Source organism: Ancylobacter rudongensis (assembly GCF_900100155.1).
Taxonomy (GTDB): domain Bacteria; phylum Pseudomonadota; class Alphaproteobacteria; order Rhizobiales; family Xanthobacteraceae; genus Ancylobacter; species Ancylobacter rudongensis.
In genome coordinates, this window is the sequence record NZ_FMTP01000005.1 from 267,042 (window position 1) to 292,481 (window position 25,440).

21 protein-coding genes are annotated in these 25,440 nt (G+C 68.0%); 9 read left to right on the forward strand and 12 right to left on the reverse strand.

What is annotated here, in order from left to right; genetic code table 11:
• Nucleotides 1–86: 86 nt before the first annotated feature.
• The 3 genes from cobT to BLO63_RS14625 all read right to left on the reverse strand — a co-directional run bounded on the left by cobT (nt 87) and on the right by BLO63_RS14625 (nt 3,804).
• Nucleotides 87–2,066, reverse strand: coding sequence for a cobaltochelatase subunit CobT (cobT, locus tag BLO63_RS14615; protein ID WP_091441856.1), 1,980 nt, complete (start codon nt 2,064–2,066; stop codon nt 87–89).
• A 77-nt stretch (nt 2,067–2,143) separates the two neighbouring features.
• Entirely contained in the window at nt 2,144–3,130 is a 987-nt protein-coding gene (gene cobS, locus BLO63_RS14620; protein ID WP_091441860.1) for a cobaltochelatase subunit CobS, read from the reverse strand.
• Between the two features lie 53 nt (nt 3,131–3,183).
• On the reverse strand, nt 3,184–3,804 hold the full coding sequence (locus BLO63_RS14625; protein WP_018387457.1) for a J domain-containing protein: 621 nt from the start codon (nt 3,802–3,804) through the stop codon (nt 3,184–3,186).
• Nucleotides 3,805–4,042: 238 nt separating this feature from the next.
• On the opposite strand from BLO63_RS14625, the gene BLO63_RS14630 reads away from it, so the two are divergent.
• Nucleotides 4,043–4,354 carry a BolA family protein gene (locus tag BLO63_RS14630; RefSeq protein WP_244517884.1) on the forward strand — a complete coding sequence of 104 codons (312 nt, stop codon included), beginning with the start codon at nt 4,043–4,045 and terminating at the stop codon, nt 4,352–4,354.
• Nucleotides 4,355–4,488: 134 nt separating this feature from the next.
• On the opposite strand, the gene BLO63_RS14635 is transcribed toward BLO63_RS14630, so the two are convergent.
• From BLO63_RS14635 to BLO63_RS14645, 3 genes are read right to left on the reverse strand one after another with little or no spacing between them, the layout of a single operon-like run.
• Nucleotides 4,489–5,763: an HlyC/CorC family transporter gene (locus BLO63_RS14635; RefSeq protein WP_091441863.1), complete on the reverse strand. Its 1,275-nt coding sequence runs from the start codon at nt 5,761–5,763 to the stop codon at nt 4,489–4,491.
• Nucleotides 5,764–5,772: 9 nt separating this feature from the next.
• Entirely contained in the window at nt 5,773–6,921 is a 1,149-nt protein-coding gene (gene aroB, locus BLO63_RS14640; RefSeq protein WP_091441865.1) for a 3-dehydroquinate synthase, read from the reverse strand.
• On the reverse strand, nt 6,918–7,508 hold the full coding sequence (locus BLO63_RS14645; protein ID WP_091441867.1) for a shikimate kinase: 591 nt from the start codon (nt 7,506–7,508) through the stop codon (nt 6,918–6,920). Before BLO63_RS14645 ends, aroB begins: the two co-directional genes overlap by 4 nt.
• A 234-nt stretch (nt 7,509–7,742) precedes the next feature.
• On the opposite strand from BLO63_RS14645, the gene BLO63_RS21140 reads away from it, so the two are divergent.
• The 4 genes from BLO63_RS21140 (at nt 7,743) to BLO63_RS14660 (ending at nt 11,736) form a co-directional block, all read left to right on the forward strand.
• On the forward strand, nt 7,743–7,886 hold the full coding sequence (locus BLO63_RS21140; protein ID WP_162841817.1) for a hypothetical protein: 144 nt from the start codon (nt 7,743–7,745) through the stop codon (nt 7,884–7,886).
• Complete coding sequence (locus tag BLO63_RS14650) at nt 7,883–8,866, forward strand: site-specific tyrosine recombinase XerD (RefSeq protein WP_091441869.1); 984 nt, start codon at nt 7,883–7,885, stop codon at nt 8,864–8,866. Before BLO63_RS21140 ends, BLO63_RS14650 begins: the two co-directional genes overlap by 4 nt.
• A gap of 117 nt (nt 8,867–8,983) precedes the next feature.
• Nucleotides 8,984–9,937, forward strand: a complete 954-nt coding sequence (locus BLO63_RS14655; RefSeq protein WP_091441872.1) for an acetyl-CoA carboxylase carboxyltransferase subunit alpha — start codon at nt 8,984–8,986, stop codon at nt 9,935–9,937.
• 158 nt (nt 9,938–10,095) lie between these two features.
• Nucleotides 10,096–11,736, forward strand: a complete 1,641-nt coding sequence (locus BLO63_RS14660; protein ID WP_091441874.1) for a L,D-transpeptidase family protein — start codon at nt 10,096–10,098, stop codon at nt 11,734–11,736.
• Between the two features lie 17 nt (nt 11,737–11,753).
• On the opposite strand, the gene BLO63_RS14665 is transcribed toward BLO63_RS14660, so the two are convergent.
• The gene (locus BLO63_RS14665; protein WP_091441876.1) at nt 11,754–12,146 is read right to left on the reverse strand and encodes a nuclear transport factor 2 family protein; all 393 of its coding nucleotides are present in this window, start codon (nt 12,144–12,146) and stop codon (nt 11,754–11,756) included.
• A 9-nt stretch (nt 12,147–12,155) separates the two neighbouring features.
• A complete protein-coding gene (secA, locus tag BLO63_RS14670) occupies nt 12,156–14,951 on the reverse strand; it encodes a preprotein translocase subunit SecA (protein ID WP_091441878.1) in 2,796 nt (931 codons plus the stop codon).
• Between the two features lie 425 nt (nt 14,952–15,376).
• Between secA and BLO63_RS14675 the strand changes: the two genes are divergently transcribed.
• Complete coding sequence (locus BLO63_RS14675; RefSeq protein WP_091441880.1) at nt 15,377–16,396, forward strand: peptidylprolyl isomerase; 1,020 nt, start codon at nt 15,377–15,379, stop codon at nt 16,394–16,396.
• A 297-nt stretch (nt 16,397–16,693) separates the two neighbouring features.
• On the opposite strand, the gene gmd is transcribed toward BLO63_RS14675, so the two are convergent.
• From gmd to BLO63_RS14690, 3 genes are all read right to left on the reverse strand, one after another.
• Nucleotides 16,694–17,710, reverse strand: coding sequence for a GDP-mannose 4,6-dehydratase (gene gmd, locus BLO63_RS14680; protein ID WP_091441883.1), 1,017 nt, complete (start codon nt 17,708–17,710; stop codon nt 16,694–16,696).
• 207 nt (nt 17,711–17,917) lie between these two features.
• On the reverse strand, nt 17,918–19,096 hold the full coding sequence (locus BLO63_RS14685; RefSeq protein ID WP_091441886.1) for a glycosyltransferase: 1,179 nt from the start codon (nt 19,094–19,096) through the stop codon (nt 17,918–17,920).
• Between the two features lie 599 nt (nt 19,097–19,695).
• Nucleotides 19,696–20,217, reverse strand: a complete 522-nt coding sequence (locus tag BLO63_RS14690) for a TetR/AcrR family transcriptional regulator (RefSeq protein ID WP_091441888.1) — start codon at nt 20,215–20,217, stop codon at nt 19,696–19,698.
• A gap of 1,579 nt (nt 20,218–21,796) precedes the next feature.
• On the opposite strand from BLO63_RS14690, the gene argJ reads away from it, so the two are divergent.
• Complete coding sequence (gene argJ / locus BLO63_RS14695) at nt 21,797–23,035, forward strand: bifunctional glutamate N-acetyltransferase/amino-acid acetyltransferase ArgJ (protein ID WP_091441891.1); 1,239 nt, start codon at nt 21,797–21,799, stop codon at nt 23,033–23,035.
• A 19-nt stretch (nt 23,036–23,054) separates the two neighbouring features.
• Entirely contained in the window at nt 23,055–23,465 is a 411-nt protein-coding gene (mutT, locus tag BLO63_RS14700) for an 8-oxo-dGTP diphosphatase MutT (protein ID WP_091441893.1), read from the forward strand.
• A 107-nt stretch (nt 23,466–23,572) separates the two neighbouring features.
• On the opposite strand, the gene BLO63_RS14705 is transcribed toward mutT, so the two are convergent.
• Nucleotides 23,573–24,469 (reverse strand): methyltransferase domain-containing protein, encoded by an 897-nt coding sequence (locus tag BLO63_RS14705; RefSeq protein WP_091441896.1) that lies wholly within the window; start codon nt 24,467–24,469, stop codon nt 23,573–23,575.
• Nucleotides 24,470–24,591: 122 nt separating this feature from the next.
• Here BLO63_RS14705 and BLO63_RS14710 point away from each other — a divergent pair, with 122 nt between their 5' ends.
• Nucleotides 24,592–25,401, forward strand: coding sequence for a ComF family protein (locus BLO63_RS14710; RefSeq protein ID WP_091442125.1), 810 nt, complete (start codon nt 24,592–24,594; stop codon nt 25,399–25,401).
• Nucleotides 25,402–25,440 lie beyond the last annotated feature (39 nt).

The following is a 25,440-nucleotide window of genomic DNA, read 5'->3' on the forward strand; positions in this document are numbered from 1 at the left end:
CGGCTCTTCGCTGCGCTGCGGCCGGGATGACGGCAGGCGAGACGCCGTGCCGGAGCGCCCTCTCCGGAAGCCCCGTCCCTTTAGGCTCAATGCACCCGGCGGGTAGAGAGCGGGGTGGGGGAGGGGCGGCCGGCAGGCTTGCCCGCCTTGGCTGCGGGCGCGAAGGCGGCGGCGCTGCGGCCCTTCTGCTCCTTGGCACCGCCGCGCGCGGATTGCTCGCCGAACAGTTCCGCCAGCTTGTCGGTCATCGCGCCGCCCAGTTCCTCGGCGTCGACAATGGTGACGGCGCGCTTGTAGTAGCGCGTCACGTCATGACCGATGCCGATGGCGATCAGTTCGACCGGGGACTTGTCCTCGATCTGCTGGATGATCCAGCGCAGATGCCGCTCCAGATAATTGCCGGGATTCACCGAGAGGGTGGAATCGTCGACCGGCGCGCCGTCGGAGATCATCATCAGGATCCGGCGCGATTCCGTGCGCGCCAGCAGGCGGTTATGCGCCCATTCCAGCGCCTCGCCGTCGATGTTCTCCTTCAGCAGCCCCTCGCGCATCATCAGGCCGAGATTGCGCCGGGCGCGGCGCCAGGGGGCGTCGGCGGATTTGTAGATGATGTGGCGCAGGTCGTTCAGCCGGCCGGGGGCGCCGGGCTTGCCGGCCGAGAGCCACGCCTCGCGCGCCTGGCCGCCCTTCCACGCCTTGGTGGTGAAGCCGAGAATCTCGACCTTGACGCCGCAGCGCTCCAGCGTGCGCGCCAGAATATCGGCGCAGGCGGCCGCCACGGTGATCGGGCGCCCTCGCATCGAGCCGGAATTGTCGAGCAGCAGGGTGACGACGGTGTCGCGGAAATCGGTGTCGCGCTCGCGCTTGAACGAGAGCGGCTGCATCGGGTCCAGAATGATGCGGTGCAGGCGCGCCGGGTCGAGCATGCCTTCTTCGAGGTCGAACTCCCAGCCCCGGTTCTGCTGCGCCATCAGCTTGCGCTGCAGCCGGTTGGCGAGACGGGCGACGATGCCGGACAGGTGCACCAGCTGCTTGTCGAGATGAGCGCGCAGCCGCGCCAGCTCGTCGGCGTCGCACAGCTCGTCCGCGTTCACCGTCTCGTCGAAGCGCGGGGTGAAGGGGTGGTATTCCGGCGGGCGCGGCTCGGCCGGCACCGCGTTCTCCGGCTTCCAGGGCTCGGAGGCATCGTCGGATTCGCCCAGCTCGGCATCGTCGGAAAGCTCGGAATTGGGCTGGTCCTGCTGCTCCTCGGATTCCTCCGGGTTCTGGTCGGAGGACAGGTCGGTGTCGACCTCGGTCTGGCCCTCGGCGTTGTCTTCCTCCTCGGAATCGCTGCCCTTGCCGTTGTCGTCGTCGCGGCTGTCATCGGCCTCGGTGGAGGGGTCGTTGTTCTCGTCGAAGGGGGCGATGTCCTCGCCCATGCCGAGCGAGGAGAGCAGGTCGCGCATCGCCTCGGCGAAGCGGGCCTGGTTGTCGGCGGCGCCGGAAAGCTCGTCGAGTGCGCTAGCGCCGTGCTCCTCGATGAAGCCACGCCACAGATTGACCATTTCGCGCGCCGCGGCGGGCGGGGCCATGCCGGTCATGCGCTCGCGCAGGATGAGCGAGAGCGCATGCTCCAGCGGCGCGTCGGAGCGGTCGGCCAGATTGGCGTAATTGGCCTTCTGGTAGCGGTCCTCCAGCATGGCGGAGAGATTCAGCGCCACGCCGTCCATGCGCAGGGCGCCGAGCGATTCGCAGCGCGTCTGCTCGGCGGCTTCAAATGCGGCGCGGGCCTCCTGGCCCATCGGCACCAGCCGCTGATGCACCTTGGGGTCGTGGCAGGCCATGCGCAGCGCCATGGAATCGGCATGGCCGCGCATGATGGCGGCGTCCTGCTTCGACATGCGCCTTGCCGGCTCGGGCAGGCGGGCGCGCCCGTCGGCAAAGCCGGGCTTTTCCGAGCCGAAGGTCACGTCGATCTCGCGATTGCCGGCAATGGCGCGCAGGCAGCCGGTGACGGCGCGCTTGAGCGGCTCGGTCGGGGCTTCCTTGGGCGGGGTGCGGCTGGTGCGGTTCGACGTGGACATGGCAAGCCTTGAATCTGGGCAGCCTTCTCCCGATGGAGAAGGCGGGACCGGCGGCCGGCCGGTCCCGGGGATGGCCGTCAGGACATGACGACGTTGATGGCCGACTCGGTCAGTTCCTTGCCGAAGCAGCGCTGGTAGAACTCGGCCACCAGCGGGCGCTCCAGCTCGTCGCACTTGTTGAGGAAGGTGACGCGGAACGAGAAGGCCAGTTCCTGGAAGATCTCGGCGTTCTCGGCCCAGGTGATGACCGTGCGCGGGCTCATCACGGTCGACAGGTCGCCATTGATGAAGGCCTGCCGGGTGAGATCGGCCAGGCGCACCATGCGGGCGGCGACGTCGCGGCCTTCCGGCGTCTGCAGGTTCTTGGCCTTGGAGACGACGATGTCGACCTCCTTGTCATGGGCCAGGTAGTTCAGCGTGGTGACGATGGACCAGCGGTCCATCTGCGCCTGGTTGATCTGCTGGGTGCCGTGATAAAGGCCGGTGGTGTCGCCGAGGCCGATGGTGTTGGCGGTCGAGAACAGGCGGAAGGCGCCGTGCGGGCGGATGACCCGGTTCTGGTCCAGCAGCGTCAGGCGACCGGCGGATTCGAGCACGCGCTGGATCACGAACATCACGTCCGGGCGGCCGGCGTCGTACTCATCGAACACCAGGGCGACGTTGTTCTGGTAGGCCCAGGGCAGGATGCCGTCGCGGAATTCGGTGACCTGAAGCCCATCGCGCACCACGATCGCGTCCTTGCCGATCAGGTCGATGCGGCTGATGTGGCTGTCGAGGTTGATGCGCACGCAGGGCCAGTTGAGCCGGGCAGCGACCTGCTCGATATGGCTGGATTTGCCGGTGCCGTGATAGCCCGTGACCATCACCCGGCGGTTATGGGCAAAGCCGGCGAGGATGGCGAGGGTGGTCGGCCGGTCGAACAGATAGTCGGGATCGATTTCCGGCACATGGGCGTCCGGTTCGGCGTAGGCCGGCACATCCAGATCGACATCGATGCCGAACACCTGACGAACAGAGAGCTTCATGTCCGGCAGCGCGGGCGCTTGCGTGAGCGGGGCGGTCATTCTTCCTCCGTTGCCGCGCATCGGCGCGCGGGCTGGTCTGGCACACGCGCTTCCTAGCAGAAGCCCGCGTTCTTGAGATGATTATACGATTGGATCACGTCGCGCAGACGGTCCTCGGTCGAAATATCGCCGCCATTGGCGTCGGGATGGTACTTTTTGACCAGCACCTTGAAACGGGCCTTGATCTCCTCCGGCGTGGCGGAAATCTCCACCCCCAGGGATTCGAAGGCGCGGCGCTCGGCATTGCGGATCATCCGGCTCTCGCGCGGCGCCTCCGGCTCGGGACGGGCGCGCCCGCCCACCTCGCCGAACATGCCGAAGGGGTCGGCGATGTTTTCCGTCGCGTGGCGCTTGGCGTGCTCGGCGGCGCGGGCGGCCCCGCCCTTCGAGCCCATCTTCCAGGTCGGCCGATGGCCGGTGGCCGCGTCCTTCTGATAGGCGGCGACGGCATCGTCGGCCATGCCGTTGAAATAATTGTAGGACTGGTTGTAGGCGCGGGCATGCTCGAAGCAGAAGCGCCAGAACTGCCCCTCCATCTGCCGGCCCTTCGGCGCGCGATGAGTCGCGGGATTGCAGCAGCCCTCCCACTCGCAAGCGGGGCCTTCCGCCTTCAGGCGGCGATCGCGGTCGGGCTTCACGCGGATGCGATCGAAGAGGGGGGAGTCGAGCTTCATGGTCCGACGATTATGCTGTTGCTGGAGCAGGTATACAAGAAACCGCTGGTTCGTCACCGCCCTGAAGAGACATACGGGGCGCTGGGCCGATCAGATCGCGGTGTGCAGGATCGGTTGTTTCCTCACCGTACCGGGCGAGGTCGAAGGGAATATCCGATCCGATTGCGGTGCAATCGGGTCGGCGCCGGTCAGGCGGGGGATGTTGACGCCGCTAGGACGTGGGCGTACCGCATCGTTCATGAGCACGCAAATCCCAAGCCCGCCCCTGCCCTCCGACGACGCCGTATCCCAGGCGCTGGCCCGCGTGCGGGCGGCGCTGGCCGAATTGTCGCCGAGCGTGCTCGAGCTCGAGGATGAAAGTCATCGGCATGAGGGCCATGGCGGGCATCGTCCGGGTCAGTTGACGCATCTTCGCGTGCGGATTGTCGCGCAGGCGTTCCTCGGCCAGAGCCGGCTGGCGCGCCATCGCGTGGTGAATGGCCTGCTGGCCGATGAAATGGCGCGCGGCCTGCACGCCCTCGCGATCGAGGCGAAGGCGCCCGGCGAATAGCCGGAGGAACGCTGCTAAAATAGGTGCGGTCGGCCGGAAAACCAGATCGGGCGCGATCGTCTCGTCTCGGCCCAAAGGCGATGCACGCCCAAAGGTGGGCCCCGAGACGGCCTATGCGATGGCTGTTGCCGCCGTCATGCCACCCGCCGCAGCGGGGCGACGCGCAGAAGGGTGATGCGGTTGCGCTGCTTGCGCATCACCTGGAAGCGGAAGCCGTGGAACATGAAGGCCTGCCCCGGCTCCGGGATGATGCGGGCCTCGTGGATGACCAGGCCGGCGATGGTGGTCGCCTCCTCATCCGGCAGGTGCCAGCCCATGGCGCGGTTGAGATCGCGGATCGCCACCGTGCCCTCGACGCTGACCGACCCGTCCGGGTTGCGGCGGGCGCCGGTGAAGGCCTTGTCGTGCTCGTCGGAAATGTCGCCGACGATCTCCTCCAGAATGTCCTCCAGCGTCACCAGCCCCATCACCTCGCCATACTCGTCGACGACGAGGGCGAAGTGCTGCTTGCGCCGGCGGAACGCCTTGAGCTGGTCGGGCAGGGAGGTGACGTCGGGCACGAACCACGGCGTCCGCGCGATCTTCTCGACATCGAGCTTCGAGGTGTCGTTGCCGACCGCGATCAGTTCGCGCAGCAGGTCCTTGGCGTGCAGCACGCCGACGATGTTGTCCGGCCGCTCGCGCCACAGCGGCAGGCGGGTGTGCGGGGAGGCGAGCACCTCGTGGACGATCCGCTCGGGTGGCTCATCGGCGTTCAGGCTCGCCATCTTGGTGCGGTGGACCATGATGTCGGAGACTTCCAGCTCGCCAAGGTCGAGCAGGCCGCCGAGCATGTCGCGCTCGTCCTTCACCACGCTGCCCTCGCGGTGCAGCAGGTCGACCGTGCCGCGCAGTTCGTCCGAGGCGGACAGAACGTTGGTGGTAGCGCCGAGCGGCACGCCCATGGCGCGCAGCAGGGCACGCACCAGCGCCTCGATCGCCAGCGTCAGTGGCCCGAACAGGCCGACGATGAAGCGGATCGGCCTGGCCACCCGCAGCGAGACGCGGTCGGGGTGGTTGATGGCGATGGTCTTGGGCAGCACTTCGGAGAAAATGACGACAATGATCGTCATGCCTACGGTCGCATAGGCGATGCCGGCAGTGCCGAACCAGGCGAGCAGTAGCCCTGTGGTCAGTGAGGAGGCGGCGATGTTGACGAGATTGTTACCCAGCAGGATGCCGCCAATGAGGCGCTCGCGCTGCCCCATCATCCGGTTCACCAGCGCGGCGCGAGCATCACCGTTCTTTTCGAGCGTGTGCATCCGCGCCTTGGAGGAGGCGGTCAGTGCCGTTTCGCTGCCCGAGAAGAAACAGGACAGCAGCAGGCAGATGATAACAGCGCCGAAGGCAATCCAGTCATAAGCGGTCATGGCGCCTTCTTATCGGGACTGGCGTTCCACCTCAAGGAAGGCCCGCACCTGCGAAGGGTCGACGTCGCGGGCGATGTAGCTCTGGCCGATGCCGCGGGCGAGGATGAAGGTGAGCGCGCCGCGCGAGACCTTCTTGTCCTGGCCGATCAGTGCCATCAGCCCGTCGGTGTCCGGCAGGGTGCCGGGAATGTCGGCGATGCGCGTCGGCAGGCCGACACTGCGCAGATGCGCCTCCACCCGCGCCGCGTCGCCTTCCGCGCACAGGCCCTGTGCCGCCGAGAAGCGGAAGGCCTGCGCCATGCCGATGGCGACCGCCTCGCCATGCAGCAGGCGCTGCGAGAAGCCGGCGCCCGCCTCCAGCGCGTGGCCGAAGGTGTGGCCGAGATTGAGCAAGGCGCGATCGCCCGTCTCCTTCTCGTCGCGGCTGACCACGGCGGCCTTGGAGGCGCAGCTGGTGGCGATGGCCTCGATGCGCTCGGGCCCGCCGCCGAACACGGCCTGCCATTTGCGCTCCAGCCAGGCGAAGAAGGGTGCGTTGTCGATCAGCCCGTATTTGGCGACCTCGGCATAGCCGGAGCGGAATTCGCGCAGCGGCAACGTGTCGAGCGCGCCGGTATCGGCCAGCACCAGGATCGGCTGGTGGAAGGCGCCGACGAGGTTCTTGCCGTGGCGGGAATTGATGCCGGTCTTGCCGCCGACAGACGAATCGACCTGCGCCAGCAGGCTGGTTGGGGCCTGGACGAAATCGACCCCGCGCCGCAGCGCCGCCGCCGCAAAGCCGGCGAGATCGCCGACCACACCGCCGCCCAGCGCCAGCACAAGATCCCCGCGCTCGATCCGCGCGGCCAGCAGGGCGTCGACCACTTCCTCGAACACGGCGAAGCACTTCGACTTCTCGCCGGGGGCAACCAGCACCGGGGTGGGCGACAGGCCGGCCGCGCGCAGTGCTGTCTCCACCGTGCCGAGATGGCGGTCGGCGACATTGTGGTCGGTGACGATGCCGACCCGGGCGCCCGGCCGCAGCGCAGCGATGCGCGCCCCGGCCTCAGCCAGCAGGCCCGGGCCGATGACGATGTCATAGGAACGCTCGCCGAGGCCGACGCACAGCTGCGTGCGGTCGGCGGCGGCGCGAGGTTCGGAAGCGGCGGGCGTGTTCATGTCTCGTCTCCCGAAGCCGGCGCGGCGAGATGGGCGATGAGCGCCTCGATCACCGTATCGACCATCACGTCCTGCGGTACGTCATGCGACACGACGGTGACATCCGCCAGCGCGTAGACCGGATAGCGCTGGTCGATCAGCCGCGCCAGCGTTCCTTCCGGATCGTTCTTCAGCAGAGGCCGGTCGTCGCGCCGGCGCACGCGGCGCAGCAGCACATCGAGCTCGGCCTTGAGCCAGACACAGATGCCGCGGGCGGCGATAGCGGTGCGCGTCTCCTCGCTCATATAGGCGCCGCCGCCGGTGGCGAGCACCATCGGCCCGGCCTCCAGCAGGCGGGCGATCACCTTCTTCTCGCCGTCGCGGAAGGCGGGCTCGCCACGCAGGGCGAAGATCTCGGGAATGGTCATGCCCGCCGCCGTCTCGATCTCGGTGTCGGCATCGGCGAAGGGCAAAGCGAGGCGGCGGGCGAGGCGCTTGCCGACCGAGGACTTGCCAGCGCCCATCATGCCGACAAGCACGATGGAACGCCCGCCCTGAAGCTCGCGCAGGCGCGCCGCCTTCTCGTCCTGTTCGGGTTCCGCCGTCATCGCACCCTGCTCGCTCAAACGCAGCGCGGACTAGCATTGGCGCAAGGGTGACGCAATGCGAGGGGAACGCAATGGGAAGCTGTCCGGCCCGACGGTGGCGGTGTAACGCTCCGTTCAGACAGAAATGACAGGGTGAAACCGACATCGCCCGGGTCGGGCGCGTTTCCGCCGGCCTGCTAAAGGCCGTAGGATCGGCGCCACCCTCCATCGAATCGCGCAAGGCCCCGCTCCCCCATGCCGAGCCTCATCCGTCTTCTCGTCATCCTCGGCATTCTCGGCGGCATCGGCTACGGCACGCTGTGGGCGTTCGCCACGCTGGTGAAGCCGCAGATGCGCGAGATGAGCATCGTGGTGCCGGCGGATCGGTTCGCCAAATGAACGCGCCAGTGCCGCCTCCCGGACTGGCGCGGCTTTTTCTCGACATGATGGCGGCCGAGCGCGGGGCCGGGGCGAACACGCTGGGCGCCTATCAGCGCGACCTTGAGGACTATGAGGGGTTTCTGGCGACGCAGGGCGTGGATGCCGCAGGCGCGGCGACCCAGGATCTTCGCGCCTGGCTCGCGGCCCTCTCCGCGCGCGGTCTTGCCAGCGCCAGCGTGGCGCGCAAGCTCTCGGCGGTGCGCCAGTTCCACCGCTTCCTCTATGCCGAAGGCCATCGCGGCGATGATCCCGCCGCCGTGCTGGAAGGACCGCGCCGCAGCCGGCCGCTGCCCAAGGTGCTGACGCTGGAGGAGGTGAGCCGCCTCATCGCCACCGCCCATGCGCGGGCGGGCGAGGCGGTGTCGAGCTTTGCGGAGGCTGCGCGGCGGGCGCGCACCGCCTGTTTCATCGAACTGCTCTACGCCACCGGCCTGCGCGTTTCCGAGCTGGCGGCGCTGCCGGCCTCGGCCGCGACGATGAAGGGCGATGCCCTCATCGTGCGCGGCAAGGGCAACAAGGAGCGGCTGGTGCCGCTGGGCGAGCCGGCGAAGACGGCGATGGGGCTCTATCGCGCGGCGCTGGACACGGCGATGGCCGGGAAGGCGGGAAGGGGGCAGGGCACGGCCCCGCCACAGCGCCCGCGCTGGCTGTTTCCCTCCGGTGCCGCCAGCGGCCACATCACCCGCCAGCAGGTGGCGCTGGACCTGAAGGACCTCGCCCTGGCGGCGGGGCTCGACCCGGCCCGGCTCTCGCCGCATGTGCTGCGCCATGCCTTCGCCAGCCATCTTCTGGCGCATGGGGCGGAACTGCGCATCGTGCAGACCCTGCTCGGCCATGCCGATATCTCGACCACCCAGATCTATACCCATGTGCTGGACGAGCGGTTGAAAAGCCTGGTTCGCGACCTGCATCCGCTCAGCGATGGCAGCGGCGATTAAGCGCATTTGCGGCCTTGCCTTGACGTCGCCACCCTCTCGGGGCAGCTTCCGCGCAACTTCGCGGGTCTCCCTTCCGGGTGGCCCCCCTTACCTTGTCAGCCGGTTCAGTCATTTCCAATGCGCAGCTACCTCGATTTTGAGAAGCCCGTGGCCGAACTTGAGGCCAAGCTGGAAGAATTGCGCGCCATGGCGGCGCAGGGCGACGCGGTCGCCATTGGCGACGACATCGCCCGGCTGGAGGGCAAGGCGCGCGACGCGCTGCTCCAGCTTTACGCGAATCTCTCCCCCTCGCAGAAGACGCAGGTGGCGCGCCACCCGCTGCGCCCGCACTTCTCCGACTATGCCGCCAGCCTGTTCGAGGAGTTCGACCCGCTGGCCGGCGACCGCAAGTTCGGCGACGACTACGCCATTCTCGGCGGCCTCGCGCGCTTTCGCGGCCGTGCCGTCTGCCTGATCGGGCAGGAGAAGGGCTCGACCACCGAGACCCGCATCAAGCACAATTTCGGCATGGCCCGGCCGGAGGGCTACCGCAAGGCGGTGCGCCTGATGGAGCTGGCCGACCGTTTCTCGCTGCCTGTCATTTCGCTGGTCGACACTGCCGGCGCCTTCCCCGGCCTCGACGCCGAGGAGCGTGGTCAGGCCGAGGCGATTGCCCGCTCCACCGATGCCTGCCTCTCGCTCGGCGTCCCCAATGTTGCCGTCATCATCGGCGAGGGTGGCTCGGGCGGCGCGATCGCCATCGCCACGGCCAACCGCGTGCTGATGCTGGAGCATGCGATCTACAGCGTGATCTCGCCGGAAGGGGCGGCCTCGATTCTCTGGCGCGATACCGCCAAGGCGCAGGAAGCCGCGATGAACATGAAGATCACGGCGCAGGACCTGCTCCGCTTCCATGTCATCGATTCCGTGATCTCCGAGCCCCCCGGCGGCGCCCACCGCGCCCCCGAGGCGGCGATGCAGGCGGCGGGTGACGCCATCGAGGCGGCGCTCGGCGAACTGGACGGAATGGACCCGGCAGCGCTGCGCAAGGCGCGCCGCGAGAAATTCCTCGCCATCGGCCGCAATCTCTGAGCCCCAAAGGCTCGTTTGCGGCAGGGGCGGACGTGCCGGCGCCCTCGCGAAAGGGTGATGTCGGTGGTAATGCGGGGCGGGATTGCGGCCGCCCCAGGTGCGGTATAACGCTTTGGCGCAGGCGCCTCTGGCGCGTCGCTTTGGGGGAGTCTCCGGGGTTGAAGGTTCAAGGGTTTTCGAGCCTCTCGCGCCAGGTGCGTGACCGGGGGTTCGGCGCGCGCTGGCGCGCGGCCCTGCTTGCCGGGTGTGCCGCGCTGGTGCTGGCCGGCTGCAATGGCGGCGACAGTTCCTCGCCGATGTCCAAGGCCAGCAAGACCCTGTCGCCGCAGACGCTGGCGCTGATCCAGCAAAAGGACATGACCAAGTCCAGCCCGATCGTGGTGCGGATCTTCAAGGAAGAATCCGAGCTGGAGGTCTGGAAGGAAACCACTAGCGGCGACTATGAGCTGCTGAAGACCTATCCGATCTGCCGCTGGTCCGGCGAATTGGGGCCGAAGGTGCGGGAAGGCGACCGGCAGGCGCCGGAGGGCTTCTACACCATCACCCCGGGCCAGATGAACGCCAATTCCAGCTATTACCTCGCCTTCGACCTCGGCTTTCCCAATGCCTATGACCGTGCCTGGGGCCGCTCGGGGAGCAATCTGATGGTGCATGGCGACTGCTCCTCGCGCGGCTGCTACGCCATGACCGACGAGCAGGTGCAGGAGATTTTCGCGCTGGGCCGCGAGAGCTTCTATGGCGGCCAGCGCTCGTTCCAGGTGCAGGCCTACCCGTTCCGCATGACCACCGACAATCTGGTGCGCCACCGCAACAACCCGCACCTCGCCTTCTGGAAGATGCTGAAGGAAGGCAGCGACGTGTTCGAGCTGACCAAGGCGCCGCCGAAGGTGGATTATTGCGGCAAGCGCTACGTGTTCAACGCCACGCCGACCGACCCCAGCCAGAAGCTGCAGGCCTCCGCCCCGTGCCCGGACTACACCCAGCCGGAAGGGCTGGAGGAGGCGCTCGCCGCCCGGCAGAAGGAGGTCAGCACCCGGATCGCCAGCGCCGGCGCGCTGCAGCCGGCCGCCCCGATCAAGACGGGCAAGGATGGCGGGATGCACAAGGTGTTCCTCGCCAAGCTGGAAAATCCCGAGCTTTCCGCCCCGGGCTCGCTGCCGCCGGTGGTGAAGCCGCCGGGCAGCGACTATGGCGTCTCGACCACCGAGCCGGCTCCGGCCGAGAGCATCGCGCTTGCCACCGCCGATACGGTGACGGAATTGGCCGCCGTGCCGCTGCCGGCGCCGCGCCCCGATGATGCGCCGGGCGGCCCGCGCACCGCGGTCGCCGCCGCTCCGGCTTCGGGCGGGTTCTTCAGCCTGTTCAGTGGCCTGGCGCCGGCGGAAACCAAGCCGGCCGACGCCGCCGCGCCGCAGGCGGCTGCCACGGCGCCCCAGGCCGGCGGTCCGCCCGCCACTACGGCCCCCGCCGATGCCCAGGCCCGGCCGCCGGAGCGCGCGGCGCTGCCGCAGCTCGCCTCGCTCGATCCCGGCAGCAATGGCGGCTTTCTCGACAGTCTGAAGAACTGGTTCGGCGGCAGCACGCCGCCGGCAGCGGCGCCCGCTGAGCCGATCGCCGATGTGCCGGTGCCGCCCGTGCGTCCGCCGGTGCCGCGCCAGGCGACGGCGGCGCCTGCGGCGCCCGCCGTGGCTTCGCCCTCGGTGGCGTCGTCCAGCGGCGAGGCGGTGTCCGGCTCCGTGCCGACGCTGCCGGGCGCGGCCGGCATCCTGGCGCCGGGCAGCTTCTCCACCGTTCAGTAAGAGCGCAGTGCGCCGTTTCAAGCGATCGGGGAGCTGTGAATGCTGGCGACCCGCCAGCCCGACGCTTCGTGCCGCCACACGCGGGTGAAGCGCAACGTCGCCTCGAAGGGCGCGCCGCCCGCCGTGCCGGTGGCATCGGCGCGCAGCACCGCCAGCACCACGCCCGGGGCGACCCGGCTCAGCCGGTAGCCCGAGAAGGCCAGCGCATCCAGCCGGAAGGCGCCGGTGCGGTGCAGGTCGAGATCGTCTTCCTTGCTCAGCACATGGCCGAACTGGTTGACGAAGACCAGGTCGTCGGCCAGCAGGTCGTCGAGGGCGGCGACGTCGCCCGCGAGCGCGGCCGCGCACAGGCGCCGCTCGTCGGCTTCGACGCTTTTCAGGTCGTCCGCCGCCGAGCCGTTCTGATCCATTGCCAGGCCTTAGACGAACTTGCCGTGGCAGTGCTTGTATTTGAGGCCGGAGCCGCAGGGGCAGGCCTCGTTACGCCCGACCCGGCCCCAGGTGGAGGGATCATCGGGGTTGCGCACCGGCGCGGCGGCATCCTCGGCCGGGGCGAGCGTCGCCTCGGCGGCGATCTCGGCATCGGCGAGCGCGAACTCGTCCTCGCCGGTGGCGGGGTCGATATGGTGCGGCGCCATGGGCGGCATGTCGTCGGTCTGCGGCGCGGCCATCACCTCGACCCGCATCAGCTGGGCGGTCACGGCCTCGCGCAGATTGGCGAGCATGGCCTCGAACAGCTGGAAAGCCTCCGACTTGTACTCGTTCAGCGGGTCGCGCTGGGCATAGCCGCGCAGCCCGATGACCTGGCGCAGATGATCGAGCGTCACCAGATGCTCGCGCCAGAGGTGGTCCAGCGTCTGCAAAAGGATCGACTTCTCGACATAGCGCATGATGTCGGGGCCGTATTTGGCCGCCTTCAGCGCCATCGCCTCGTCGGCCCGGCGCTGCACCCGCTCGCGCATCTCCTCGTCGGCGATGCCTTCCTCGGCCGCCCATTCCTTGACCGGCAGGTCGAGGCCGAGCACGCGCTGCAGCGCTTCGGCCAGCCCGTCCGTGTCCCACTGCTCGGGATAGGCGCTGGGCGGAACATGCTTGACGACGATGTCTTCGATGATGCCGTGGCGCATCTCGGCCACCGTCTCGGCGACGTCCTCGTCCTGCATCAGCTCGACGCGCTGCTCGAACACCACCTTGCGCTGGTCGTTCATCACGTCGTCGTATTTCAGCAGGTTCTTGCGGATGTCGTAATTGCGCGCCTCGACCTTCTGCTGCGCCTTTTCCAGCGCCCGGTTGATCCAGGGATGGACGATCGCCTCGCCCTCCTTGAGGCCGAGCTTCTGCAGCATGCCGTCGAGCCGGTCCGAGCCGAAGATCCGCATCAGATCGTCTTCCAGCGACAGGAAGAAATGCGAATGGCCGGGGTCGCCCTGGCGGCCGGAGCGGCCGCGCAGCTGGTTGTCGATGCGCCGGCTCTCATGGCGCTCGGTGCCGATGACGTAAAGCCCGCCGGCGGCCAGCGCCTTCGCCTTCAGCTTGGCGACCTCCTCGCGGATGCGGGCCTCGGCGGCGGCGCGCTGCTCGCCTTCCGGCATGTCGCCGAGTTCATGGGAGATGCGCATATCGGCATTGCCGCCGAGCTGGATGTCGGTGCCGCGGCCGGCCATGTTGGTGGCGATGGTGACGGCGCCGGGAACGCCGGCCTGGCTGACGATGTAGGATTCCTGCTCGTGGTGGCGGGCATTGAGCACCGCGAACACCTGGTCGTCCGCCGTGCCCTGGTCGCCGTCATAGAGCGGGCGGAAGGCGTCGGGGTCGGAAAAATCCTTCTGCTTGAAGCCGCGCTTCTTCAGCAGCTCCGCCAGCAGTTCCGACTTCTCGATCGAGGTGGTGCCAACCAGCACCGGCTGGCCCCGGCTCTTGCAGTCGGTGATGAGGTCGATGATGGCGTTGTATTTCTCGGCCGCCGTCCGGTAGACCTCGTCATCGTCGTCGACGCGCTGCACCGGCAGGTTGGTCGGAATCTCGATCACTTCGAGATTGTAGATATCCTGGAACTCCGCCGCCTCGGTATTGGCCGTGCCGGTCATGCCGGCCAGCTTCTCATACATGCGGAAATAGTTCTGGAAGGTGATGGAGGCCAGCGTCTGGTTCTCGGGCTGGACCTGCACCCGCTCCTTGGCTTCCAGCGCCTGATGCAGCCCTTCCGAATAGCGCCGGCCGGGCATCATGCGGCCGGTGAACTCGTCGATGATGACGACTTCGTTGTTGCGGACGATGTAGTCCTTGTCGCGCTGGAACAGCGTGTGGGCGCGCAGGGCCTGGTTGACGTGGTGGACGACCGAGACATTCTCGATGTCGTACAGGCTCTCGCCCTTGAGGATGCCGGCGTCGCGCAGCAGGTTCTCGGCCTTTTCCATGCCGGCCTCGGTCAGGGCGACCGAGCGCTGCTTCTCGTCGACGTCGTAATCCTCCTTCGAGAGCTTGGGGATATAGGCGTCGATGGTGGTGTAGAAGTCCGAACGGTCGTCGAGCGGGCCGGAAATGATCAGCGGGGTGCGGGCTTCGTCGACCAGAATCGAGTCCACCTCGTCGACCACGGCGTAGAAGTGCGGGCGCTGCACCATCTGGTTCAGCTCGTACTTCATGTTGTCGCGCAGATAGTCGAAGCCGAGCTCGTTATTGGTGGCGTAGGTGACATCGCAGGCATAGGCCGCGCGGCGCTCATTGTCGTCGAGGCCGTGATGGATGATGCCGGTGGTGAGGCCGAGGAAACGATAGACGCGCCCCATCCATTCGGCGTCGCGCTTGGCGAGGTAGTCATTGACGGTGACGACGTGGACGCCCTTGCCGGTCAGCGCGTTGAGATAGACCGGCGCGGTGGCGACCAGGGTCTTGCCTTCGCCGGTCCGCATCTCGGCGATGCCGCGCTCATGCAGCACCATGCCGCCGATCAGCTGCACGTCGAAATGCCGCTGGCCCAGCGCTCGGCGGGAGGCCTCGCGCACGGTGGCGAAGGCGGGGACCAGCAGGTCGTCCAGGCTGGCGCCGTTGGCCAATTGCTCGCGGAAGGTAAGGGTGCGGGCGCGCAGCGCCTCGTCGGAGAGCGCCTTCAGCTCCGGTTCGAGCGCGTTGATGGCCGCGACCTTGGGCTGATAGCCGCGCACGCGGCGGTCATTGGCCGATCCGAAGAGCTTTCGCGCGAGAGCGCCGAACATGAGACTTCCAATCCGAGTCCGCCAGGAGCAGGTGTCGGACGGGCGGTGACGGGCCGCCGCATCCTCTTGTGCAAGCTGCGGGCGCGAGAGCGCGGGCTGAAGCCTCATCGAGACGCCATTTGCGGCCGAAATGGGTCTTCAGGGCCGGGCCGCCGCGAACGGCTTGCGGGTTCTTGCGTCACATAAGCGCGAGTGCCGGCGAGAACCCGCACCGCGTGCCACACTTATGAACGGGTTTGGGGGTTGTCAATCGCGGGCCGGACGACAGCTTTGCTTCACAGCAGGCCGTCGCCCCGGCGGTCCATTCCCCGGCGCTCCGGCGGCGAAAAATCTGGCGTCGGTGATCTTACACGCTTGCAACCTGAACCGGGCTGGGCCAGCTTTCGCGGCCCCGCAGCGGCCAACCGAAAATCGAGGAACGCTTCATGACCCGTCATAGCCCGCACACCGCGCCCAAGGCGGCCCATCGCCCCGCCGGCCGGGTCACCTCCAGCCCGCTGCGCGCCGGTCTTCTCGCCGCCCTGATCGGCACGGCCTTCCTTCCGGCGCTGCCGGCTCTCGCCCAGGACGCTGCTCCGGCGACCGCCACCGCACCGGCGACCGCCGCCACGCAGAGCGATGATCCCGTGCTCGCCACCGTCAACGGCACGCCGATCCGTCGCAGCGACGTGACCGCCGCCGCCGCCGAACTGGCCCCGAACCTGCCCCAGCAGATCCAGGGCGCGGCGCGCGACGAATATGTTCTCGGCTTCCTTATCGACCTCAACGCCATGGCGCAGGCCGCCGAGGCCGAGAAGCTCTATGAGACCGACGCCTTCAAGCGCGAGATGGAATTCATCCGCAAGCGCGTGCTGATGCAGGCCATTCTCACCCAGGCCACGAAGGCGGCCCTCACCGACGAGGCCATGCAGAAGACCTACCAGGAAGCGGTGGCGCAGCAGAAGCCGGAGAAGGAAGTGCGCGCCCGCCACATCCTGTTCCGCGCCGACCCCAACGACAAGGAAGCCCAGGCCGCTGCCGAGAAGAAGGCGCAGGATGTCGAGGCCCAGCTCAAGAAGGGCGCGGACTTCGCCAAGCTCGCCACCGAGCTGACCGAGGATCCCTCGGGCAAGGCCGATGGCGGCGATCTCGGCTTCTTCACCAAGGAGCAGATGGTGCCGGAATTCGCCGAGGTCGCCTTCGAGCTGAAGCCCGGCGAAGTGTCGAAGCCGGTGAAGACCCAGTTCGGCTGGCACGTCATCAAGCTTGAGGAAACGCGCGAGCGGCCGGTGCCGACCTTCGAGGAAGTGAAGCCGCAGATCGAGCAGTTCGTGGCGCAGAAGGCGCAGGCCGAAGTGGTGCAGAAGACCCGCGACGCCGCCAAGGTGGAGAAGACCGCGGCGGCGCCGAAGCCCGGCGACCTCCTCACCCCGCCTGCCGCGACCCCCGCCAAGCCGACGCCGTGAGCGGGACCCGGAGCGCGCACCGATCAGCCGGCAACGCAGGCTGATCGGATCGCGCCTAAAGCGCCGCGTCAGGCGCGGCAATAGACAAAGCCCCGGGCCGGTGAGGTCCGGGGCTTTTCCTTGCCCTGGCGCGGGACCGGCGCCGGCGATGATGTGCAGACGGCGAGACGCTGCCGCCCGCCTTGCCGGCGCGCAGCACGCCTCGGCCGTGCCGAGGTCCGACCGAACCCAGATCCTCAGGTGAGAGAGCGCCGCACGGGCTGGGGCGCCATCTAAAAGCGCCCTTTGGTGACCGCCTTAGGCGCGCCAGTCGTCATAATCCGACCGGGCCATCATCTCCGCCAGTTCGCGGACCGTGACCTTGGGCTCCCAGCCCAGCCTGGTGCGCGCCTTTGTTGCGTCGCCGAGAAGAAGCTCGACTTCGGCCGGCCGGAAGAATCTCGGATTGACCTTGACCGCGACCTTGCCGCTCCGACGGTCCACGGCGTGCTCGGCCTCCGCCGTGCCGGACCACGCCAGGTCAAGGCCGAGCGCCTCCGCTGCGAAATTCACGAAATCCCGAATGGGCGTCGTGATCCCGGTGGCCAGAACATAGTCTTCCGCCACCTCCTGCTGCAGCATGCGCCACATGCCTTCCACGTAATCGCCGGCATAGCCCCAGTCGCGGCGCGCATCGAGATTGCCGAGTTCCACCGGCACCTGATCGCCATGAGCGAAGCGGGCCAGTGCCAATGTGATCTTGCGTGTCACCATCTCGGCGCCGCGCACGGGGCTTTCGTGATTGAAGAGAATGCCGGATGAGGCATGAAGCCCGAAGGATTCGCGGTAGTTCACGGTGATGTAATGGCCATACACCTTGGCCACACCATAGGGCGAGCGGGGATGGAAAGGCGTTTCCTCGGTCTGCGGCACCGTCCTCGCGCGGCCGAACATCTCCGAGGTCGACGCTTGATAGAAGCGGGTCTGGGGCGAATAGGTGCGCAGAGCATCCAGCAGGCGCGCGACACCCAGGCCATTCACATCGGCGACGTAGATCGGCTGGTCCCACGAGGACCCGACAAAGCTCTGCGCCGCCAGATTGTACACTTCGTCAAAAGTGGTGCCGCGAATGGCGCGGTTGATGCTGTTGATCTCCCCGAGGTCGACGTCAACCAGCCGCACGGCGTCGGCCACTCCCAGCTTGCGCAAACGCGTCGTCTTGGCCTGCGAGTTGGCGCGGACAGTGCCGGTTACATCATACCCCTTGTCGAGCAGCAGGCGGGCGAGATAGCTGCCATCCTGCCCGGTGATCCCCGTGATCAACGCCTTCTTCACTCTCGACTCCACGCGCGTTTAAATAATCCCACTGTCGTCGCTACATAAATACCGTTGGATGCGGGTTGTCGAGGCGTTTGGTGGTGCTTGAAGCCGGCCGTCGATCTGCACGTTGCGCGCCAGACATGTCGCATATTGCCGTTCCACGACGTCGGCACGTTCCCTCATCTGCGGAAGGGATGGCCGGGGACGTACTTCTATTTCTTGTCAGGCAAGGGATTCTTTTATAAGTCGCCCCACCGATTCAAACGAATTGTGTGCCTTGAGATGGGCGAAGCCTGCCAGCGCTCTCTCCCCGACCTGCCCGGGGTCATCATAGAGACGCCGCATGATGCTGGCGGCGTGCTCGACGCTCGGCTCGGCCCAGTAGTTGCCCTCGGCGCCAACGTAATCGTCAGCCTTCAACGTGACCTTGGTGAAGCCGACGGGATAGCCGGTCCGCTCATTGATGAAGTCGCGTGTGCCACCAAAGTCGGTGGCCACCACGCCTTTGCCGCGTGCCAGGGCTTCGGCGCATCCAAGTCCGAATCCTTCGGAGCGGTGCAGGGAGACGAAGACGTTGCACTCATCCATCAAGGTCGACATTTCTTCGCGGGTGAGGGTCTTGTCGATGATCTCGATGCGTGGATCCTGCCGGGCAAGGGCGACGAGTTCCGTCTGCCGCCCCGCTTCGGCGTCCCTGCCGCGGGCCTTGACGAGCAGCCGGGCATCTTCCCGGCCGGTTGGAAACGCCGCGCGAAATGCTCGGATGGCGCCGAAGGGGTTCTTTCGCGAGGCGTAGGAATCGAAGTCGAAGAACGTGTAAAACTTCAGGGGGCCATGGAGGGCCTGACGCCTGGGCTCTTCCGGCAGGTGAATGGGCTGAGGAACCAGGGTGACAGTCTTGTGCTGAGCGCTTTCGAGGGCGTTCTGGATGAAGGTTGTCGGGGCCCAGTAGGCGTCGAAGCCGTCGAGCAGCGGCTTCCACGTTGCGGGAAAGCTCGGCAGTTCCCAGAACGGGTAGGCGATGTTGACCTGGCAGTGGCACGTCCGGCTGGCGAACATGCCGAGTTCGGGCGCGCCGCAGATGGTCAGCGCCGTGCGGTGCTGCTGGGACGATGCGGCAAGCCGCTCCGCCAGGGCGGGTTCCGACATGCGCCCCGGGAGGGGAGCATTGATCAACCCGGCGGGAACGCCCCCCGCATCGAGCGCGGCCACCATCAGCCGCGCGGCTTCTCCAAGCCCGATTTCGGAGAGAAGATAGCCGACAATGTCGAGCCCGGGCTGTCGTTTCCAGCGCGTGAGGCGGCGAAGCCAGCCGGGATTTGCCACCGCAGGCGGACAGTTCGCCCGCGAGCCGCAGTGCGACCGCCATCCACGAGTCATCATCTTGTTGGAGACCCTCATCGCTTCGCCGACATCTTTAGGACGCCGATCGCCCGGGCCGCGCCTCGGTCATTCCTACAGCGGAACACGCACGCTGTTGAGATCAGAAACGAACTCTAGGATTGATCGACCTTCAGGTCATGCCGATCGTGGCGGCGGCGAGGAGAGGGACCCCGAGGAGGTGGTTGGTTCGTCGCTGGTCGCGTGGTGGCGAGGTGGCGCAAGGGCTTGCGGGGCTTTCGTGCCGCCACCGCAATGTCGACCGGTACATTAATTACCTTTCGTGGCCGTTGCTGTGGCTGCCGTCTCGGGACGTGCGAGGCGAGGGCAGGGCGCGAATGCGCATCCGCTTGCCTTGCGGGATTTCGTTCCGCCTCGCCCGCCCGGGCGAGCCGTCCGTGACCCGTGCGGTGGTCGCCGTCGCGGGTTAGGCGAGGCGGAGGTGGGCGCGTCCGCTTTCGTTGCCGGGCTTTCGTGCGCGAGTCGCTGTAGAATGGTGTGGCCCGGCATTGGCGGCGCCGTGAGACGGCCTCTGCCGTGCCGGTGCGCGAGATCACGGGCGGGATCACGCAGCAGAATCGTCGGCCCTGTCGCCGGGATCGAGGGTGAGCAGAGCGCGTTCAGCGCCGGAGGCACCCGCGGGCGATCAGCCGGGCGGCGGATGAGAGGCTACGAGAGTCGTCCTCAAGCCGTCGCGTCAGCAGGCGCGCCCAGACATAACCGCTGACGAGATCGAGGCCGGCGGCAAGATCGAAATCCGTCGCCAATTCCCCCCGGCGCGCGGCGCGATCGAACAGCTCAGCAAGCGGAAAACTGCGCTCGGCGAGAAAGGCTCGGAGCATTTCCAGCGCCGCATGGTCGTGCTGGGCTTCCACCAGCAGGGCGGTGAACGCTTCGCCGGCGGGCGTATCGCGCCAGAATGCGAGCAGGCGACCCAGCGCCGCGACGAGATCGCCCTCCAGCGACCCGGTATCGGTGCCTGAGAGGTCGAGCGGCTGGCGGGCGTAAATCTCGATCAACAGCGCAGGCTTGCCGCTCCACCAACGATAGATGGTGGGCTTGCCCGCGCCTGCGCGCCGCGCCACCTGCTCGATGGTGAAGCCGGCATACCCCGCCTCTGCGAGCACCGCCTCAGCCGCCACCAGAATGGCCTCGGACGCTGCCTTGCTTCGGCGAGGTCCGGCCGAGCTGCGGCGGCCCGGGCCGCCCTGGGCGCCAACGGACCGTTGCCGAAAGGTTGCGTTAACCATCTTCATTAACCACAGAGGTGGAAGGCCGAGACGATCAGGCGGCGTTCAACAGACCGGCCTTGCATGGTGGCGGAGAGCCGACCCGCCAGGCCGATTTAAACGAAACGAAACGTTCAGGATTATAAAACGAAACGTTTCGTAACGGCTCTAAATCATTAGACAGCCGGACGTTTTTAGGGATCGCTGAAGAACCGTCTACGACACCTTGATGCCACCAGCGATGTCATGACCAACCTCGACCGGGGCGGCACACCTTCTCGCGATTGGCCGACGACACGCCGAATCAGTTGCGCAAGCGACGTCCCCTTCTCGCCCGTTCCCTGCCAAAGGTAAAGACTCTCGGCGGAATCCGGGGGGGCGGCCGGGTGAGAGGAACAGGTGGCCGGGCCGTCAGCACCGGCCTCGCCATTTCGACGGCATGTTCCGAGAGCAGGCGACCCGAGGCGACGCGACACGGCCAATGGGGCGGGCCGGCAGGTCGCCGCTTCGAGCCATTCACCGCTTCGTATCGAACATCTAAGGCCCGCCGCCCCCAAACCCGCTGTCCGACCGATTCCCTGATCTCTTTCAGGTAATGTGGGCGGTGTCGCCCGAGAGGACGTGGCGGTCATAAGGGTCCGGTTATCGTGGCGACAGCGAAGCCGGCTCCCTGACCTCGTCCCCGAGATGTTAGGCGGTGCCGCCCGAGAGGACGCAGCGTCGGGAAGGTCCGGCGTCGGAGTCCGAGAAAGCCGTAAAGGTCCGGCGGTCAGTGCGAGGGCGAGGCCACTGACGATCTCCTCCCGCTCATGTGCGGCGGTGCCGCCCGAGACGCCGCGCGCCATGACGGCCCGGCGTTGGAGCCCGAGAAAGTCGACACCCCGTTTCCCTCGCGGTGGTTTGCGGCGGTGCCGCCTGAGACGACGCGGCGGTCGTAAAAATCTGGCATCAGCGCGACGACGAAGCCATTCCGATGATCTTCGCCAGGCGATGGGGGCGGTGCCCGCCTGAGATGACGCAGCGGTCGAAAGGGTCCGGCTATCCGTGCCCCGACGCCGCCGATCTCCTGATCTCCTTTCAGAGATACTCGGCGCGGCTGCCCGAGAGGACGCAGCCGCCATGAAGGTCGGGGTAGCTCTGCCGCGCTGACTGAAGAGCGACCATGATGTCCCGATAGGGCGGATCGAAAATCCCAGCCGCCTCTGGTGAGCGGTGACGGCATGCAGGCTGAAAGGACTCCGGCGTGGCCGCACCTCGCAGTCGGCCGAGGGCGCGCGTCAGCAGGCACCTTGCCGGCCAGAGCAGGTGTGTGGGAGAGCCCGCATGCGGCGTGGAGACGACCCGCCGCAAATGGCAGAGGCACGCTCGCACGAGCCGCGCCCGTGCCCGCTCCGGCGCGCGGCCGGCCCTGCCTTCGGCACGCCGTCGTCTTGCGGATGTTGCGCATCTCGGGCACATCGGTCCGGCCCTTTCCCGCGATCGAGTTCCCCCGATGGCCCACGCTGCTCCCGTCTCCCCGCTCGCTCCCAAGACGACGCCCGATGTTGGCCCCGTGGCCGGGGTGCGCTTCGCCACCGCCGAGGCGGGCATCCGCTATAAGGGCCGCACCGACGTGCTGCTGCTCACCCTCGATCCCGGCACCAGCGTGGCGGGGGTGTTCACCCGCTCCCGTTGCCCCTCGGCGCCGGTCGAGTGGTGCCGCGCCAATCTGCCCCACGGCACCGCGCGGGCGCTGGTGGTCAATTCCGGCAATGCCAACGCCTTCACCGGTGCGAAGGGGCGTGAATCGACAGCGCTGACGGCGAAGATCGCGGCCAAGGCGCTTGGCTGCCGGGAGGAGGAGATCTACCTCGCCTCCACAGGCGTCATCGGCGAGCCGCTCGACGCCTCCAAGTTCGAGGGTGTGCTGGAAGAAACCGCCCGCCGCCTGGCGCCACTGCCCTGGATCGAGCCGGCCAAAGCGATCATGACCACCGACACCTTCCCCAAGCTCGCCACCGCCAGGGTGAAGATCGACGGTGTCGACGTGACCATCGCCGGCATCGCCAAGGGCGCCGGCATGATCGCGCCTGATATGGCGACCATGCTGTCCTTCGTCTTCACAGATGCCGCCATCGCCGCGCCCGCGCTGCAGGCCCTGCTCTCCAAGGGCGTGACGGACAGCTTCAACGCCGTGACCATCGACGGCGACACTTCGACCTCCGACACGCTGATGCTGTTCGCCACCGGCGCCTCGGGCGCGCCGCGCATCGATGACGCGAAGGACCCGCGCCTCGGCCGCTTCCGCAAGGCGCTCACCGGCGTGCTGGCGGATCTGGCCGAGCAGGTGGCGCGCGATGGCGAAGGTGCCCGCAAGCTGGTGAATATCCACGTCACGGGCGCGACCTCGAAGCGTTCCGCCCGGCGGATCGCCATGTCGATCGCCAATTCGCCGCTGGTGAAGACAGCGGTGGCCGGCGAGGACGCCAATTGGGGCCGCATCGTCATGGCGGTGGGCAAGGCCGGCGAGCCGGCCGAGCGCGACCTTCTCTCCATTTCCTTCGGGCCCATCCGCGTGGCGCATGAAGGCGCGCGTGACCCCGCCTATGACGAGGGCGAGGTTTCCGCCTACATGAAGAACGACGTGATCGACATCACGGTCGATCTCGGGCTCGGGCGGGGGTCGGACCGGGTGATGACCTGCGACCTCACCAAGGAATATGTCGCCATCAATGGCGATTATCGTTCCTGAGCTGCGAAGGGCGAACGGCATGAAACTCGTCCTCGTCGCCGCCGCCGCTCTCATCGATGTGGATGGGCGCGTGCTGCTGACCGAGCGGCCGGCGGGCAAGTCGCTGGCCGGGCTGTGGGAGTTTCCCGGCGGCAAGGTCGAGCCGGGCGAGCGGCCGGAGGAGTGCCTGATCCGCGAACTGGCGGAGGAACTGGGGATCACGGTGAAGGAGCCGTGCCTCGCCCCGCTCTCCTTTGCCTCGCACACCTATGAGAATTTCCAGCTGCTGATGCCGCTCTGGGTCTGCCGGCGCTGGGAAGGGCAGGCGCAGGGCCGCGAGGGCCAGCGCTTGGCCTGGGTGAAGCTGGGTGCGCTGCGCGATTACCCGATGCCGCCGGCCGACGAGCCGCTGATCCCGGTGTTGCTCGACCTGCTGGGTCCGGGGCGCTGAGTTCTGCCGTTGTTGGCGTCATCCCGGACGGCCGTAAGGCCGTGCCGGGAGCGTAGGCTGAAAGGAGCGACCCCGCCCGAAGTGGCGCTCCGGCCGGGTGCGCGCCCTCACTCCCCCTTCAGCCGTCCCTCCGGCACGTTCAGCGCGTCGGCAAGGCGGGTCTTGGCGGAGCCGGGGCGCAGCGGTTTCTGCTGGCTTTCATGCGGGGCCCAGCCTGAAATCCAGACGATCTCGAAGGTCGCGCGCAGGCGCCCGTCCGGGTCGGCGAAGCGCTCGGCATAGACCTCGAACAGCCGCACCAGCGTCTTCTTCAGCAGCGGCGCGCGGCGCCGGTCGGCGAGCGGGTTGGTCGCGCCCATGCGGCGCAGATCGTGCAGCAGGGAAAGCGGGTCGCCATAGCGCACCACCACGCGGTCGACATCGGTGACGGGGAGGGCGAGGCCCGCGCGCTGCAGCAGCCCGCCGAGGTCGCGCAGATCGACAAAGGGCGCGACGCGCGGGGAGATGCCGCCCAGCGTGTCGCTCTCGGCGATGGCGAAGGCCTCGCGCAGCTCGGCAAGCGTGCCGCCGCCGAGAAAGCCGGCGAGCAGCAGCCCGTCCGGCTTCAGCGCGCGGCGGATCTGCGCCAGCACGCCGGGCAGGTCGTTGACGCTCTGCAGGGCGAGGGCGGAGACGACGAGATCGAGCGAGGCGGGGGCGAAGGGCAGGATTTCCGGGTCGGTGACGACGTCGACATCGGCCCGCTCGGCCGGGCCGAAGGCCTTATAGGTCTCGACCATGCCGGTGCTCGCCAGCGCCTCGCGCAGCACGGGCGTCGGCGTGCCGAGATCGGCGGCCGTGCCGAAGGGGCGCTTCACCGCTGTCAGCCGGTCGACGAGGTCTTCCGCCACGCGCTCAAGCAGGAAGGTTTCCGGGCCGAGCGCGCGCGCCCTCCTACGGCGCTGCGCCAGCGCCTGGGGGTCGAACACGTTCATCGGCGAAGTGGGCGTCGGGGAAGCGGTCATAAGGGGCTCCTCGGCGAGAGCCATAGGGCCGGCTCGCGGCGAGGTCAAAGGTGGGCGGCCCTCCAGCAGCGCGCCGGGGCCGGCCGTGCTACTATCCGGGTATGGAATGGCAGCCGGAGCCGATGCACGCGCCTGCCCGCGAGGCGGAGGCGCCACCGCCCGCCCTGGCCACGCAGCTGCGCGGCGTGGGGCGCCGGCTGCTGCGCGGGTTGGTGGATGTCGCGCTGCCGCCGGCCTGCATGGCCTGCCGGGCGGCGGTGGACGAGCCGGGCTGCCTGTGCGGCCAATGCTGGGGCCGCCTTTCCTTCATCGCGGCGCCCTTTTGCGACCGGCTGGGCACGCCTCTGCCCTATGGGTTTGGGGAGGGGCGGCTGCTTTCGCCCGCCGCGCGGGAGGCGCCGCCGGCCTATGGCAGGGCGCGGGCGGTGGCGGAATTCGGCGACGTGGCGCGCAATCTGATCCACGCGCTCAAATATGCCGACCGGCTCGACATCGCCCCGCCGATGGGGCGGATGATGGCCCGTGCCGGGGCGGATATCCTTTCCGACGCGCAGGCCCTGGTGCCGGTGCCGCTGCATCGGCTGCGGCTGTGGCGGCGGCGGTTCAACCAGTCGGCGGCGCTGGCCGGGGTGATCGGCGGCGAGGCCGGCCTGCCGGTGCGGGCGGGCTGGCTGGAGCGCCGGCGCGCGACCGTGCCGCAGGTGGGGCTCGACCGGGCGGCGCGGGCGCGCAATGTTCAGGGCGCTTTCGCCGTGCCCGACATGGGAAAAGGGGAACTGCGCGGCCGGCGGCTGGTTCTGGTCGATGACGTGCTCACGACCGGGGCGACGATCGACGCCTGCGTCAAGGCGCTGCTGCGCGCCGGGGCGGGACAGGTGGACGTTCTGGTGTTCGCGCGGGTTGCTGACGTGGCAGACGCGCCCCTATCATAAGAGACCAGGATACCGGCCGCAGCAGCGGTCGATGGTTAG